The sequence below is a fragment of the Candidatus Thiodiazotropha sp. LNASS1 genome (assembly GCF_964212655.1).
Lineage (GTDB): Bacteria > Pseudomonadota > Gammaproteobacteria > Chromatiales > Chromatiaceae > Thiodiazotropha.
The window spans coordinates 4,080,591-4,095,739 of record NZ_OZ156465.1 but is presented as its reverse complement, the minus strand read 5'-3'; the positions used below and the strand labels follow the sequence as shown (position 1 = coordinate 4,095,739).

Genomic DNA, 15,149 nt, shown 5'->3' with positions numbered 1-15,149 from the left:
AACGGTCAATGGGTTTGAAATCAATCTCAATCGATGGCGAACCCGCTCAGCTTCGCACTTCTTACTCGCTGACGACCAGTTCCTTCACCGTGGCGGCGATATGGTCTGACAGGTCGTCAACCTTTGTCCCGTCATTCCCCTCCACCATGACACGTATCAGTGGCTCCGTACCCGAGGGCCTGAGCAGAACCCGCCCACTGCTGCCCATTTCGACCTCAGCTTCACGAACCGATCGTCTCACCCGTTCCGAATCCATGATCTCTTGCGGGTTTCGGCTGCCGAGATGGACATTTGTCAGTTTTTGCGGGTATTTGCTCATACCGGCACACAACTCACGCAAGGTACTGTTTGTCGCGTACATCTCTTCCAATACCTGCAGGGCGGCAATAATCCCGTCGCCGGTGGTCGTGCGGTCAAGGCAGATGATGTGCCCCGACTGTTCGCCGCCGAGCACCCAGCCTTTTTCAGTGAGGCGTTCCATGATGTAGCGATCCCCCACCTGGGTCCGCTCGAAAACCACCCCATGTTCCCTCAGCGCATGTTCGAGTCCGAGATTACTCATCAGGGTACCGACAACCGCACCCTTGAGCACACCATGCCTCATCCTGGAACAGGCAATGATATAGAGGATTTCATCACCATCCACCTCATTGCCCTGATCATCCACCATGATCAGTCGATCACCATCGCCATCCAGGGCGATGCCCAGGTCCGCTTTATGCTCCAACACCGCTTGTTTCAGGTACTCGGGATAGGTCGATCCGACACCATCATTGATATTGAATCCATTGGGCTGGTTTCCGATGGCAATCACATCCGCACCCATCTCATCGAAGACATAGGGAGCGATGTTATAGGTAGCTCCATTGGCGCAATCGACCACGATCTTCATGCCTTTGAAGCGGGTCTTGAGGGGAATCGTGCTTTTGCAGAATTCGATGTAGCGACCCTCTGCCGCCATCTTCTCCGCCCTGCCAAGGTCGGATGAGTCGACTGTCACCAATGGCTTCTCCATCTCCGCCTCGATTGCGGTCTCAAGCTCATCCGGGAGTTTGAGGCCCTCGGCCGAAAAGAATTTGATGCCATTATCCTGATAGGGATTATGGGAAGCACTGATGACGACTCCCGCCTGGGCATGTAGGGTACGGGTCAGATAGGCAACACTGGGGGTCGGCATGGGGCCCAACAAGGTGATGTTCACCCCGGCCGCCGTCAGACCGGCCTCGAGCGCCGATTCCAACAAGTAGCCGGAGATGCGTGTATCTTTTCCGATCAGCACCCTGCTTTTGGCCTCTGTACCCAGAACCCTGCCCACGGCCCAGCCTAGCTTCAGCACAAATTCAGGCGTGATCGGCCCGTCACCGAATCGCCCGCGTACCCCGTCTGTTCCAAAATATTTCCGACTCACTAAACCATCCTCGATTAGCTATATGGCGGATCTGACCGCTGACACCACCTTGAGTGCGTCAACCGTTTCACGCACATCATGTACCCTGATAATAGCGGCGCCTCCTATAACGGCAACCACTGCCGCCGCGACACTCCCCATGAGTCGTTCGTTCACAGGCAGATTCCCGAGTATCGACCCGATCATCGATTTTCTTGATATCCCCACCAGTACCGGGGCAGCGAGTTCATCCAACGCCTGCAGTTCTTTCAACAGGATCAGATTATGCTCAAGTGACTTACCGAAGCCAAACCCCGGATCGACTATCATGTTATGGCGCTTGATACCTGCTGCTTCGCCCGCATCCAGACGCTGCCGCAGGAATCGCCTGACCTCGTCCACCACGTTCCCGTAGTGGGGTGCCTCCTGCATGGTTCTCGGTTTCCCCTGCATATGCATGAGGCAGACCGGAACTGCTATCTCGGCCGCCGTCTCCAATGCACCGGGTTCCTGCAGCGCCATGACGTCATTGATCATGCCGGCACCGGCAGAAACCGCTTCACGCATCACCAACGGTTTATTGGTATCGATGGAGATCGGTACGGGAATGGCCTGCGCCAGCCTTTCTATGATGGGAATAACCCGATCGAGTTCTTCATCTACCGATACCGGCTGCGCACCGGGGCGGGTGGACTCCCCGCCAATATCGATAACGGCAGCACCCTCCTCCACCATGTGCAGGGCGTGCTTTAAAGCCACGTCTGGATTCAGGAAACGCCCGCCATCTGAAAACGAGTCGGGTGTCAGGTTGAGAATTCCCATGACCTGGGGTGAGCCCAGGTCCAGTTGTTTTCCTGCACAATCGAGAATCAATGAGAAACAGCTATATCAGTGCTGGCCGGCGGGACCGCCGATAGTCCCCGAGACATCATCAGAAGAGGGAGACTCGCCGGACGGACGGGTATCATCATCAGAACCGATATCGCCCTCATCCCAATCCTTTGGCGGTCGTGGCGTCTTGCCTGCCATGATGTCGTCGATCTGCTGCGTATCGATGGTCTCGTATTTCATCAACGCCTTGGCCATGACATGGAGCTTTTCCAGATTCTCGTCGAGTATCTTCTCGGCGCGCTCATAGTTGCGGTCGATAAAGCTACGGATCTCCTCATCGATGGTATGCGCCGTATCGTCGGATACATTCTTGTGTTGGGTCACCGAGCGTCCGAGAAAGACTTCCTCTTCCTCCTCACTGTACATCAGCGGTCCGAGGCGTTCCGACAGGCCCCATTTGGTGACCATGTTGCGCGCCAGATCGGTGGCACGCTTGATATCGTTGGAGGCGCCGGTGGTGACCTTGTCGATTCCGAAGATCAGCTCTTCGGCGATTCGCCCACCGAACAGACTGGAGATCTGACTCTCCAGATGCTCTTTACTGTAGCTGTAACGATCAGCCTCAGGGAGAAACATGGTAACGCCGAGCGCTCTACCACGGGGGATGATGCTCACTTTGTAGACCGGATCGTGAGACGGCACCAGGCGGCCGACGATGGCATGACCCGACTCATGATAGGCGGTCAGTTTCTTCTCGTCTTCACTCATCACCATGGTACGGCGCTCCGTGCCCATCATGATCTTGTCTTTCGCCTTCTCCATCTCCTCCATGCCGACCAGGGTCTTATTGGCGCGAGCGGCGAACAGGGCAGCCTCGTTCACCAGATTGGCCAGATCGGCGCCGGAGAAACCGGGTGTACCACGGGCAATGATGGCGGGCTTCACATCTTCGGATGCAGCCACCTTACGCAGATGGACCTTGAGAATCTGTTCACGTCCGCGCACATCGGGCAGGGGCACCACCACCTGGCGGTCGAATCGGCCCGGGCGCAGCAACGCCGGATCCAACACGTCCGGACGGTTGGTCGCAGCAATCACGATAACCCCTTCATTACCCTCGAAACCATCCATCTCCACCAGCAGTTGGTTCAGGGTCTGCTCGCGCTCGTCATGACCGCCGCCGAGCCCGGCGCCACGATGCCGTCCCACGGCATCGATCTCGTCGATAAAAATGATGCAGGGCGCATGCTTCTTGGCCTGTTCGAACATATCGCGCACCCGGGAGGCACCGACACCCACGAACATCTCCACGAAGTCTGAACCCGAGATAGTGAAAAACGGTACCTTGGCCTCACCGGCGATCGCCTTGGCAAGCAGAGTCTTACCGGTACCGGGGGAACCGACCATCAACACACCTTTGGGGATCTTGCCGCCGAGTTTCTGGAATTTTGAGGGATCACGCAGGAAGTCGACCATCTCGGATACCTCTTCCTTGGCCTCCTCGACACCCGCCACATCGTTGAAGGTCACCTTGACCTGGTCCTCACTCAACATCCGAGCCTTGCTCTTACCGAATGACATGGCGCCACGGCCAGCCCCACCACCCTGCATTTGACGCATGAAAAATATCCACAGACCGATCAGTACGAACAGCGGAAACCAGTTGATCAGAATATTCATCAACAGAGAGGGTTTCTCCGGCGGATTTGCCTTAATCTCAACATTACTATTGAGCAGGTCACTGACCAGCATGTCGTCACCCGGACTGTAGGTGGAGAAGCGCTGCCCTGAAGTCAATGTACCGGTAATATCACGCCCATTACCGCTGAACTCGACCTCTTTCACCTGCCCCGATTTCACATTGACAATGAACTCGGAATAGTTCATTGGTTGCGCCTTCGGCTGGGTAGTCGAGAAATTATTGAATACCGTCATCAAAACGATGGCGATCACTACCCAGAGAATCAAATTTTTTGCCATGTCGTTCAAAATCAAAAAACCTCTTTATCAATCCCGTCGTAGTGCGGGATCTAAATCTTCCATATCGGCATTTGCAGATCGGGGGATGGCTTTACACCATCCGGCACGGCCGATTTGTCAATAATACCCTTAAAAAACCCTAATTATCTGTGCAAATTACTGATTTTTTGGACTTACTGGTTGGTACGGTACACCATCTTAAAGTTCCCCGCTACCAGATAGACCTCACGGCTTTTGGCCCGCGATGAGCTGGGTTTACGGCTCACCACCCGCTTAAAATCGTGACGAAGCGCCTTCAGGTAAGTGTCGAATCCCTCTCCCTGGAATATCTTAACGACAAAACAGCCGCCTGGCTTTAACACTTCGCGAGCAAAATCAAGGGCCAGCTCGCAAAGATAGATAGCCCTTGGCTGATCAACGCTCGCTATACCTGTAACATTGGGCGCCATATCTGAAATTACAAGGTCCACGGCCTCCCCATCCAGGGTTTTTTCCAGTTCTTCAAGTGGCTGCGTTTCACGAAAATCCCCCTGAATAAACTCCACACCGGCCATGGGCTCCATTGGCAGTATATCCATCGCCACGATGCGCCCCTTCTGCCCTACCAGATCCCGGGCCACCTGACACCATCCACCAGGGGCGGCACCCAGATCCACAACCTTCATGCCTGGCTTGAAAATATTATCTTTTTGCTGGATTTCCAGTAACTTAAAAGCAGCCCGGGAACGATAACCCGCCTTTTGCGCCCGCTTTACATATTCGTCTTTGAAATGACGGTCCAGCCATTGGCGACTACTTTTACTGCGCTTCATGAGACTGCTGAGTCCTTAATGACTGCATAACCTACAGGTTAGATGATAATTGGCGTTCATTTCACATCAAATTGCATGGATTGGATAATTTAACCGAATCCTATTCCTAAAAAACCTATTATTTAATAGCCGCAAATGGACGCGAATCACCGTAAATGAACGCAAATTGAAACCCATGTTTATGAAATCCGGTGATTGACATGGGCTAAGACCTGATTCTTTTTTGATTCGAGAGTTTACTTGTCGAGCCGTATCTATAGATGACGGATTGGCCATCACTATGTTGGCGTACATTTGCGGTGATTCGCGTCCAATTGCGGCCTGCTTAGCTCTTAGAACCCGTTAGCACTAATCAGGCCTCAATGTTCCACTCGACGTGGAAAAGATATAGAATCCGCCTCCCCATTCATAACAAGATGTCCGCCATGCCGCTTACAGCCGCGCAAAACCGCTCATTGAAAAAACTCGCCCACGACCTCAAGCCAGTGGTCATCATAGGTCAGCACGGCCTGAGTGAAAATGTGCTCAAAGAAATCGACACCACACTCAACACCCATGAGCTGATCAAGGTCAAACTGGCGGGTGCCGACAAGGAGGATCGGAAAGCACTCAGCGGCGAAATCGTAGCACGCCTGTCAGCGGAACTGGTACAGATCATTGGCCGGGTGGCTATCTTCTATCGCCCCAATCCAAAGAAAAAGAAGAACAGAATCGTGGTTTGATTTTGAATTGTTAATTATTACTCGTATCTCACTTCCAGAATCTCGAACTCCCTCGGCCCGCCCGGAGTCTCGAGGAATACATCATCCCCCTCCTGCTTGCCGATCAGTGCACGTGCGATTGGCGAACTGATAGAGACCAGGCCATGCTTGATGTCGGCTTCGTCATCGCCGACTATCTGATAGGTAAACTCCTCGTCATTGTCCAGCTCCAACACCACAACCGTTGCACCGAATACCACCTTCCCGCCGGCATCCAGTTTTGTTACATCGATGATCTGGGCATGGGAAAGTTTGCCTTCGATATCCTTTATACGTCCCTCGACGAAACCCTGCTGTTCACGGGCGGCATGATACTCCGCATTCTCCTTCAGATCGCCGTGCGCTCTCGCTTCCGCAATAGCTTTGATGACTTTCGGCCGCTCGACGATTTTCAACTGCTTCAGTTCCTCTTGCAGTTTTGCAGCGCCTTTGGCTGTCAACGGTACCTTACTCATCGGATCTATCCTCTGTAATCCTGTCTATCTCTATCAGAAAATACTGTTAATACTCAATCCGCAAATGAACGCGAATTAACGCAAATGTCAATTAAACTAGGCTGTTTCAGTGGCAATCAGTTTATAGGCGCTATGAAATCTCTCACTATCCATTTGATAAGGTTTGATTACAAGCAATCTATTTCCCGTAACCCTCAAGTATCTTATGTTTGCATTAATTGGTGGTGATTAGCGTCTATTTGCGGCTTGTTTACTTTTTTTCTACATGCATCTATTGATGCAGGTCCTGCAGTCGGTTGACGTTCAGATCATCCAGCTGTTTCAGCGCCAGACAGGTCGCTTCGGCACCGGATATTGTGGTGGTATAGCTGACCTTGTATTGCAGCGCGGTGCGGCGTATCTCCGCCGAGTCGGCAATCGCCTGGGCGCCTTCTGTGGTATTCACGATAAAACTGACTTCCTGGTTCTTGATGGAGTCGACGATATGCGGTCTACCCTCCATCACCTTGTTGATCCGCGCGCATTCAAGTCCGGCATCCTGAATCGCCTTACAGGTGCCCCCGGTAGCCATCAGGGTAAAACCCAGATCGATCAGATCCTGCGCCACCTGCACGGCCCTCACCTTGTCGGCGTTACGTACACTCAACAGCGCCCGCCCTCCCTGGGGAAGCACGGAGCCGGCGCCCATAATCGACTTATTGTAGGCCTCACCGAAGGTCCTGCCGACCCCCATCACTTCACCGGTGGATTTCATCTCGGGTCCGAGTACGGTATCCACACCGGGAAATTTCACAAAGGGGAAGACCGCCTCTTTGACGAAATAGTTCTCCGGAATCACCTCTTTTGTTATGCCCTGGTCCTTGAGGGATGTTCCCGCCATGCAGCGGGCGGCGACCTTCGCCAACTGCACACCGGTCGCCTTGGAGACGAACGGCACGGTGCGTGAGGCACGGGGATTGACTTCCAACAGATAGATCATGTCATCCTTGATCGCAAACTGTGCGTTCATCAGCCCGATTACCTTCAGTTCCAGGGCCATCTTGCGCATCTGTTCCCGCATACGATCCTGTACCGCCGCCGACAGGGTGTAGGGGGGCAGTGAGCATGCAGAGTCCCCGGAGTGGACGCCTGCCTGTTCGATATGTTCCATGATGCCGCCGATGAGCACTTCCTTGCCGTCACTGATGGCATCGATATCGACCTCGATGGCGTCGTCCAGAAACCGATCCAGCAGTACCGGCGAATCGTTTGAGACACTCACCGCCTCGCGCATGTAGCGCCGCAGTTCGTTCTCGTTATAGACGATCTCCATGGCCCGGCCGCCCAGTACATAAGAGGGGCGCACCACCAGGGGATAGCCGATCTCATCGGCCAGTTGCACCGCGCTCTCGGTATCTCTTGCCGTCCTGTTGGGCGGCTGCCTGAGGTTGAGTTTTTCCACCAGTTGCTGAAAACGCTCGCGATCCTCGGCGAGATCGATCGAGTCGGGGCTGGTACCGATGATCGGCGCACCCGCCGCCTCCAGGTCATTGGCCAGCTTGAGCGGGGTCTGGCCGCCATACTGCACGATCACGCCAGCGGGTTGTTCCTTGTGGATGACTTCCAGCACATCCTCCAGGGTGAGGGGCTCGAAATAGAGCCGGTCGGAGGTATCGTAATCGGTGGAGACCGTCTCCGGGTTACAGTTGACCATGATCGTTTCATAGCCGTCGTCGCGCATCGCAAAGGCCGCGTGGACACAACAGTAGTCGAATTCAATACCCTGTCCGATACGGTTGGGCCCGCCACCCAGGACCATGATCTTTTTCCGGTTCGAGGGTTCGGCCTCGCACTCTTCCTCATAAGTGGAATACATATAGGCGGTACTGGTGGCAAATTCGGCGGCGCAGGTATCGACCCGTTTGAAGACCGGCCGGATGCCGGCATCGTGACGCCGCTGACGAATCTCGGCCTCACTGCTGTCAACCAGCTCGGCGATACGCCGATCGGCGAATCCCTTACGCTTGAGAAAGCGCAGCCGCTCACCGTCCAGTGCCTCCAGCCCCTGACCGGAGAGTTCGCGTTCGATATTCACAAGCTCCTCGATCTGCACCAGGAACCAGGGGTCGATGGCGCATATCTCGAATATCTCTTCCAGACTCATGCCGAAGCGGAAGCACTCGGCCACATACCAGAGCCGCTCGGGACCAGGCAGGCGGATCTCCCTGACCAGGGTGTCGCGCACATCCTCTTCGTTGAGATCGAGGATCTCGTTAAGACCGTATTTCCCTGTCTCCAGGCCACGCAGCGCCTTCTGCAGCGACTCCTGGAAGGTGCGGCCAATGGCCATCACCTCGCCCACCGACTTCATCTGCGTGGTCAGACGATCGTCGGCCAGAGGAAATTTCTCGAAGGCGAAACGGGGCACCTTGGTCACCACATAGTCGATGCTGGGTTCGAAGGAGGCCGGGGTGGCACCGCCGGTGATCTCGTTCTGCAGTTCGTCCAGTGTGTAGCCCACCGCCAGCTTGGCCGCCACCTTGGCGATGGGGAAACCGGTGGCCTTGGAGGCCAGCGCGGAGGAACGTGAGACCCGGGGATTCATCTCGATGATGATCATGCGCCCGTTCTCCGGATTGATGGCGAACTGGACGTTGGAACCACCGGTCTCCACACCGATCTCGCGCAACACCGCCAGTGAGGCGTCGCGCATGATCTGGTACTCCTTATCGGTCAGGGTCTGGGCCGGGGCCACGGTGATGGAGTCGCCGGTATGCACTCCCATGGGGTCCAGGTTCTCGATGGAGCAGATGATGATGCAGTTGTCGTTGCGGTCCCGCACCACCTCCATCTCATACTCTTTCCAACCGAGGATCGATTCCTCGATCAGCAATTCGTTGGTGGGCGAAAGGTCGAGGCCGCGCTCGCAGATCTCCTCGAACTCATCCGGATTATAGGCGATGCCGCCGCCGCTGCCGCCCATCGTGAAAGAGGGACGGATTATGGTGGGGAAGCCGATCTGTGCCTGAACCTGCTGCGCCTCCTCCATGCTGTGGGCGATGGCGGAACGGGGCATGTCGAGGCCGATCTTGCGCATCGCCTGGCGGAACAGATCCCGGTCTTCCGCCTTGTCGATGGCCTCCCGCGAGGCGCCGATCATCTCCACACCGTACTTCTCCAGCACCCCTTCGCGCACCAGGTCAAGGGCCGAGTTGAGCGCGGTCTGCCCGCCCATGGTGGGCAGCAGGACATTCGGCCGCTCCTTTTCGATGATGCGCTCGAGGGTCTTCCAGGTGATCGGTTCGATATAGATCGCATCCGCCATGTCCGGATCGGTCATGATCGTCGCCGGGTTGGAGTTCACCAGTACCACCCGGAAACCCTCCTCCCGCAACGCTTTACACGCCTGCGCCCCGGAGTAGTCGAATTCACACGCCTGCCCGATAACGATCGGACCGGCGCCTATGATCATGATGCTATTTATGTCTGTACGTTTTGGCATTTATCTACCGTCGAACCTCAAATTAGCCGCAAATGGACGCTAATCACCGCAAATTTTCGCTAAATCACTTTTGAATCGTCATGCCGCCAGACGATACGTTTAATTTCGGTTCTGGGTGTTCCGAAATTTATGAGCAGCGAAACAGTTAAATCTGTTGCCTTTAAATAATTGATGACTTGTGCCTTATGTTCTGGTGACAATCTTGCAACCGCCTTCACCTCAAGCAACAGGCAATTTTCAACAAGAATATCTGCAAAGTACTTTCCAACAACTTCCCCTTTATAGGTAACGTTCAATTGTTTCTGTCGCTCTACCCCGAGACCATTCCTAACCATTTCTACACATAGTGCTTTCTCATAAACACTCTCTAGAAATCCCGGTCCCACTCATTACCGACGGTGTAGGCGCATCCAATAACCCGTTCCGAAATCCTTTTCGTACTATTTGTGTCCATTTGCGGTGATTAGCGTCTATTCGCGGCTTGAATCTCTTTCTTTCATCAAATCGATAAAATGATCGAATACCGGCGCCACGTCATGGGGTCCCGGGCTGGCTTCCGGGTGGCCCTGGAAGCTGAAGGCGGGTTTGTCGCTGCGATGAATGCCCTGCAGCGTGCCATCGAACAGGGACCGATGGGTGGCGGTCAGGTGATCGGGGAGGCTCTGCTCGTCCACCGCAAAACCGTGGTTCTGGCTGCTGATCATCACCGTGCCCTGCTCCAGATCCTGCACCGGATGGTTGGCGCCGTGATGGCCGAATTTCATCTTCATGGTCTTGGCGCCGGAGGCCAATGCCAGCAACTGATGCCCCAAACAGATGCCGAACACAGGCATGCCTGTATCGACGATCTTGCCGATGGCATCGATGGCGTAGTCGCAGGGCTCCGGATCACCCGGTCCATTGGAGAGAAAGACCCCATCGGGCTGCAATGCCAGAACATCTTCCGCCGGCATCTGTGCCGGCACCACGGTGACGCGGCACTCCCTGTCGACCAACATACGCAGGATATTGCGCTTGATACCGTAATCGTAAGCCACTACATGATACGGCAGCTTCTCGTCGATCGGATGGGGCGCCTCGGGATGGCCCTCTTCCAGCGACCAGGAGCCCTGAGCCCATTCATAGGGTAATGAGGTAGTGACTTCTTTTGCCAAGTCCATACCTTTCAGCCCGGGGAATCCCTTGGCCAACTCCAGTCCCTTGGCGGGATCGATATTGTCTCCCGCTATGATTGCGCCGTTTTGAGCGCCCTTCTCCCGCAGGATACGGGTCAGCTTGCGGGTATCGATGCCGGCAATGGCGATGATGCCGTGACGCTGCAGGTAGAGCTCGAGGGACTCCTCCGAGCGCCAATTGCTGGTGATCAGCGGCAGGTCCCGTATCACCAGGCCGGCGGCGTGGATCTGGGTGGACTCCTCATCCTCCTGGTTGATGCCGGTGTTGCCGATATGGGGATAGGTCAGGGTAACGATCTGCTGACGATAGGAGGGATCGGTCAGAATCTCCTGATAACCGGTCATCGCCGTATTGAAAACCACTTCGCCGACGGTCTCACCCTCGGCACCGATGGCTTCGCCCCTGAACCGGCTGCCATCCTCCAGGACCAGAATTGCGGGTTTTCTCAAGAGTCTCTCCACTACAGGCGTGCAAAAAGGGGCAGGTCACGAAGTGCCTGCCCCAATGTATGCGTAAATCAGTAGGTTCCGGGCGTGTCGATCGAGGAGAACACCCGAAATAGTTGAGCGGGTATTGTACTGATGGGAAAGGAGGCTGTCTATCCTATCGGGGCATTGGGCACGGACAATGACTGCGCAGCCGTATCGAAAGTATAGCTCCCTTGAAACCGCTGCTTCTTTCTGACCGCTATGGATTTGGCCTTATTGACGATCAGTGCATCGGCAAAATCCGCTTCTTTACTGTTGACAGGCTTAGATTTACGGTAGCCGTTCAATACAATCCATACCACTTGTCCATCCTCGAACCTGATATTGGGCTCATGAAAAAGGGCCAGAATGACGGCAATTGCATCGGGCTTTTTGAGCTGATACTTTTTTCCTCTCAGCGTCCAAATCAACTCCGCCAACACAGCATCTGTGATCAATACAGGGCGCTTACCTGTAATCAACCATACCGCAATGACAGTTTGACCGGCATCATCTTCAAGTAGGCAGCGTAGTATTACATCAGTATCGACTGCTATCACTTCAATACAGTTTGCAGAGAGTCTTCATCCATCATATCGCGATTTACACGCATTGATTTCAATAGCCCCTTAGCGGAGCCCTTACGGCACCCTACCGGCGGGACTAGCTATCCCCAAGCTTGGTTTCCACAATCGATCGAATAAGAGCCGGCGCACTTTCCAACTGGCGCACACGCTTCCATAGACGACCCGGCCTGTTCGCGTAGAGGGCAAGCAATTCAGTGGAAGCCAACCATGACAGCTCACGTCTTTTCTTGAATCTGCCCACCGAGTCCTGCTGCCATTCACGATTCAGCGCTTGGATGTCCCGGTATGGAAATTCAATGAAGTAGGTTCTCCACTTTTTAGGCTGCAGCCGGTTGCCTGACGCCCTGTTGCACCACCAATCGGGATGGTCAGAAAGGGTTTTTTCGAACAAGGCGTCCACAATTGGAATCTGATGATCGACCTTTTCGGCATTCCGGCTCGCCTGTTGCAGATCGTCGGAGAAATACATGGTTTCCGTCTCCTCGACGAATTCCCTGACTGCGGTCTGTCTGAAACTCTCGCCTTCACCCAGGCCACCGCCAAAATCGATCAGATAGCCTGTCTTGCGGCCACTGAAAGTTGATTGAAACAGGAAACAGACATCATCTTCATGTACAGAGAAGGGTATAACACCGGCACCCATATCGACTCCTCCTCATGGCGACTTGGTATTGTTGGCATCCGCCAGAGACGGTAACGCAACAGTGGTGTGGCCTCTTAACAAAAGGAAGCCTCGAATTTCCTGGAAACAGCAATCCTTATCTGCTAGAGCCTGTTAACACTAATCCGTGGGAATGGGGAAGCGGCCACAATAGACGCCCTGCTGCGCATGCTCGCATTTACAGACCTTAAAGGGATCTTTCCAGCACATGATCTCCTTAAACTGACCATCGCTCGAGCCCGGTTTGGCTTCAGCCTGCTGCTGTTGATCGTTGTCATGATCGGATTGTTTGGTCGTCATTAAATTCCAATGCCTCCTCACACTGAGTCATACCGGCATCTGACGTCCACTATTTTTTAAATGCTTTTTTATACTGTCCCTGAATCGGCTTGCCGGCCCTACACCACTCATCGAAATGAGATGATGCTCATCTGAAACAATAGTCCATCAACTGCACAATTGTCGGTTTGACCGAAAAATGAAGCGGGATGATTCCTGATCCTTGATGTTAGTCCCGCTCTGTCTCGCTCGACGTGGAATGAGCGCAGGAACCACATCCTGAGCAGTTGTCCGAGGACGCTACTCTCTCAGGATCCAGCCTGTTCAACCACAATTGAAATACCACCCAGCCTGCACACAAGGCCACTAATCCCAATATGGCGAACACGTGTATCCACATGGTCATGCCGCACTGAACAGGCCGGCAAATCCCATGAATGCCATGGAGAGAATTCCGGCAATAATCAGGTTCATGGCAGTCCCTTTAATCAGTCTAGGCACTTCAGCCAGCTCGGTCTCCTCCCGCAATCCGGCCATCAGCACCAGAGCAAGCGTAAAACCCAACCCTGCTCCCAAAGCATAGGTCATACCCTGTGTGAATCCATACCCTTTGTTGGTGGCGAAGATGGCCAGACCGAGAATCGCGCAGTTGGTGGTGATCAAGGGAAGGAATATCCCCAATGCCTTGAACAGAGCCGGACTCAGCTTTTTTATCACCATCTCAATGAATTGAACCGTGCTGGCAATGACCACGATAAAACTGATCAACCTTAGATAAGGTGCATAAATCAGAATATAGGTATTGAGCAGCCAGGCGCACAATGCGGTAATCAGCATCACGAATATGGTGGCCAAGCCCAATCGGAAAGCGGTTTCCAATCGCTGCGATACACCCAAAAAAGGACACAAGCCGAGAAAATAGGCCAGTACAAAATTGTTGATTAGCAGGGCGCTGATGAAAATCCACACAAGTTCGTTCATGGTGCTTCAATCTCCATCTGATCCAGTTGTTGCGCCAGTCTGTCCTTACGCTCTTTCAGCCAGTTGAAAAAGAGCAATAAAAGGCCCAAGGTGATGAAACCGCCGGGCGGCAGGATCATGATCACCCAGGGTTCGAAGTTCTCACTGAAGAGTTTGAATCCGAACAGCGCTCCCTCTCCCAGTAACTCACGAACCGCACCCAGTGAGAACAGGGCGAACAGGAAACCACTGGCCATACCCAGCGCATCCACCACGGCGAAACGCACCGAGTTGCGAGCAGCAAAGGCCTCCTGCCGTCCCAGGATCATGCAGTTGGCTACGATCAAGGGTATGAAGGCCCCCAGCTCTTTGTGGACCTTTGGCATCAGCGCCTCAAGGGTAAAGTCGGTGACGGTGACAAAAGTGGCGATGATAATGATATACGTGGAGATACGTACCTGTTTGGGTATCCAGTTTTTCAATGATGAAACGAAAAAACTCGAGGCCACCAGAACAAAAAAAGTCGCCCCTCCCATAACCAGTGCATTCATCGCAGAGTTGGTGACTGCAAGCATGGGACACATGCCCAGCACTTGAACAAAAACCGGGTTGTCGCGCCAAAGCCCCTTGATGAACTCCTGATAAGCGTCTTGTTTTTTCTCAGGCATGCTCTTCACCCTGTTAGAAACGCTGTAACCACTGTTGGTTCGTCTGGTTGATAATCCGCACCACCGCCTTGGAGGAGATAGTCGCACCGGTGATGGCATCAACCTCGTTCGGCGCTGCTTTAGCGCCTCGCTTCACGGTCACTATTTCCGGTTCGACGGATAAGGCATCGAAATTCGAAACGAACTCGGCATCTTTGTAGATCTTGTCACCCAGACCCGGCGTTTCCCGGCTCTCGAGTATCTCCATGCCAACCACCCTGCGCTGCTTGGGCTGATAGCCATAGAGCAATCGAATGGTGTCCTGGAAACCGGGACCTGAACCGGGAATGGCATACCCCACCAGCACACCCTGCGCATCTTGGCCGCCGAAGACGAATTCCTCACCCTTCCCGACCTCTTCCACCGGCGTCAATCGACCATCCCGGTAGACCAATCGCTGCAGTTGCGTGGAGCCGGGCAACACTTTGAATACCGCCTCCTGCAGAACTTTCGCTTTATAGGCGGTAATAGTGGGCAGGGTGGCTTCAAATACGGAGACGATGATCAGGCCGGATAGCAGTCCCGCAAAGCCAAGTGTCGCCACCAAACGGTTGGATCCGGGTTCGCTGACCTTCATCTGTTGTCGGCTCTGCTGATTCAACTGA

General features: G+C 54.1%; 15 protein-coding genes. 1 reads left to right on the top strand and 14 read right to left on the bottom strand.

What is annotated here, in order from left to right; translation table 11 throughout:
- Positions 1-61: 61 nt before the first annotated feature.
- The 4 genes from glmM to rlmE form a co-directional block, all read right to left on the bottom strand.
- A complete protein-coding gene (gene glmM, locus AB8516_RS18255; protein ID WP_369162623.1) occupies positions 62-1,408 on the bottom strand; it encodes a phosphoglucosamine mutase in 1,347 nt (448 codons plus the stop codon).
- 18 nt (positions 1,409-1,426) lie between these two features.
- Positions 1,427-2,209, bottom strand: coding sequence for a dihydropteroate synthase (gene folP / locus AB8516_RS18250; RefSeq protein ID WP_369163331.1), 783 nt, complete (start codon positions 2,207-2,209; stop codon positions 1,427-1,429).
- Positions 2,210-2,275: 66 nt separating this feature from the next.
- Positions 2,276-4,198 (bottom strand): ATP-dependent zinc metalloprotease FtsH, encoded by a 1,923-nt coding sequence (gene ftsH, locus AB8516_RS18245; protein ID WP_369162622.1) that lies wholly within the window; start codon positions 4,196-4,198, stop codon positions 2,276-2,278.
- 173 nt (positions 4,199-4,371) lie between these two features.
- Positions 4,372-5,010 (bottom strand): 23S rRNA (uridine(2552)-2'-O)-methyltransferase RlmE, encoded by a 639-nt coding sequence (gene rlmE, locus AB8516_RS18240; RefSeq protein ID WP_369162621.1) that lies wholly within the window; start codon positions 5,008-5,010, stop codon positions 4,372-4,374.
- Positions 5,011-5,435: 425 nt separating this feature from the next.
- On the opposite strand from rlmE, the gene yhbY reads away from it, so the two are divergent.
- Positions 5,436-5,732 carry a ribosome assembly RNA-binding protein YhbY gene (gene yhbY / locus AB8516_RS18235; protein ID WP_369162620.1) on the top strand — a complete coding sequence of 99 codons (297 nt, stop codon included), beginning with the start codon at positions 5,436-5,438 and terminating at the stop codon, positions 5,730-5,732.
- Positions 5,733-5,749: 17 nt separating this feature from the next.
- On the opposite strand, the gene greA is transcribed toward yhbY, so the two are convergent.
- From greA to AB8516_RS18185, 10 genes are all read right to left on the bottom strand, one after another.
- Positions 5,750-6,226 carry a transcription elongation factor GreA gene (gene greA, locus AB8516_RS18230; protein ID WP_069124696.1) on the bottom strand — a complete coding sequence of 159 codons (477 nt, stop codon included), beginning with the start codon at positions 6,224-6,226 and terminating at the stop codon, positions 5,750-5,752.
- A gap of 271 nt (positions 6,227-6,497) precedes the next feature.
- The gene (gene carB, locus AB8516_RS18225; protein WP_369162619.1) at positions 6,498-9,707 is read right to left on the bottom strand and encodes a carbamoyl-phosphate synthase large subunit; all 3,210 of its coding nucleotides are present in this window, start codon (positions 9,705-9,707) and stop codon (positions 6,498-6,500) included.
- A 59-nt stretch (positions 9,708-9,766) separates the two neighbouring features.
- A complete protein-coding gene (locus AB8516_RS18220; protein WP_369162618.1) occupies positions 9,767-10,042 on the bottom strand; it encodes a GxxExxY protein in 276 nt (91 codons plus the stop codon).
- 135 nt (positions 10,043-10,177) lie between these two features.
- Positions 10,178-11,332, bottom strand: a complete 1,155-nt coding sequence (gene carA / locus AB8516_RS18215) for a glutamine-hydrolyzing carbamoyl-phosphate synthase small subunit (protein ID WP_369162617.1) — start codon at positions 11,330-11,332, stop codon at positions 10,178-10,180.
- 149 nt (positions 11,333-11,481) lie between these two features.
- Positions 11,482-11,910: a PIN domain-containing protein gene (locus AB8516_RS18210; protein WP_369162616.1), complete on the bottom strand. Its 429-nt coding sequence runs from the start codon at positions 11,908-11,910 to the stop codon at positions 11,482-11,484.
- A gap of 103 nt (positions 11,911-12,013) precedes the next feature.
- A complete protein-coding gene (locus AB8516_RS18205; protein WP_369162615.1) occupies positions 12,014-12,580 on the bottom strand; it encodes an NUDIX domain-containing protein in 567 nt (188 codons plus the stop codon).
- Positions 12,581-12,718: 138 nt separating this feature from the next.
- Positions 12,719-12,898, bottom strand: a complete 180-nt coding sequence (locus AB8516_RS18200) for a hypothetical protein (RefSeq protein ID WP_369162614.1) — start codon at positions 12,896-12,898, stop codon at positions 12,719-12,721.
- A 381-nt stretch (positions 12,899-13,279) separates the two neighbouring features.
- Positions 13,280-13,858, bottom strand: coding sequence for an electron transport complex protein RnfA (locus AB8516_RS18195; protein WP_108340235.1), 579 nt, complete (start codon positions 13,856-13,858; stop codon positions 13,280-13,282).
- Positions 13,855-14,505 carry an electron transport complex subunit RsxE gene (gene rsxE / locus AB8516_RS18190; RefSeq protein WP_369162613.1) on the bottom strand — a complete coding sequence of 217 codons (651 nt, stop codon included), beginning with the start codon at positions 14,503-14,505 and terminating at the stop codon, positions 13,855-13,857. The genes AB8516_RS18195 and rsxE overlap by 4 nt, the downstream gene beginning before the upstream one ends.
- Before the next feature lie 13 nt (positions 14,506-14,518).
- A complete protein-coding gene (locus AB8516_RS18185) occupies positions 14,519-15,145 on the bottom strand; it encodes an FMN-binding protein (RefSeq protein WP_369162612.1) in 627 nt (208 codons plus the stop codon).
- Positions 15,146-15,149 lie beyond the last annotated feature (4 nt).

Excerpts from the sequence above, each read along its gene's own strand:
- ftsH (WP_369162622.1), bottom strand. The coding sequence starts at position 4,198 with ATGGCAAAAAATTTGATTCTCTGGGTAGTGATCGCCATCGTTTTGATG.
- greA (WP_069124696.1), bottom strand. The coding sequence starts at position 6,226 with ATGAGTAAGGTACCGTTGACAGCCAAAGGCGCTGCAAAACTGCAAGAG.
- AB8516_RS18205 (WP_369162615.1), bottom strand. The coding sequence starts at position 12,580 with ATGGGTGCCGGTGTTATACCCTTCTCTGTACATGAAGATGATGTCTGT.
- AB8516_RS18200 (WP_369162614.1), bottom strand. The coding sequence starts at position 12,898 with ATGACGACCAAACAATCCGATCATGACAACGATCAACAGCAGCAGGCT.
- AB8516_RS18195 (WP_108340235.1), bottom strand. The coding sequence starts at position 13,858 with ATGAACGAACTTGTGTGGATTTTCATCAGCGCCCTGCTAATCAACAAT.
- rlmE (WP_369162621.1), bottom strand. The coding sequence starts at position 5,010 with ATGAAGCGCAGTAAAAGTAGTCGCCAATGGCTGGACCGTCATTTCAAA.
- AB8516_RS18220 (WP_369162618.1), bottom strand. The coding sequence starts at position 10,042 with ATGGTTAGGAATGGTCTCGGGGTAGAGCGACAGAAACAATTGAACGTT.
- yhbY (WP_369162620.1), top strand. The coding sequence starts at position 5,436 with ATGCCGCTTACAGCCGCGCAAAACCGCTCATTGAAAAAACTCGCCCAC.
- folP (WP_369163331.1), bottom strand. The coding sequence starts at position 2,209 with ATGGGAATTCTCAACCTGACACCCGACTCGTTTTCAGATGGCGGGCGT.
- rsxE (WP_369162613.1), bottom strand. The coding sequence starts at position 14,505 with ATGCCTGAGAAAAAACAAGACGCTTATCAGGAGTTCATCAAGGGGCTT.
- carB (WP_369162619.1), bottom strand. The coding sequence starts at position 9,707 with ATGCCAAAACGTACAGACATAAATAGCATCATGATCATAGGCGCCGGT.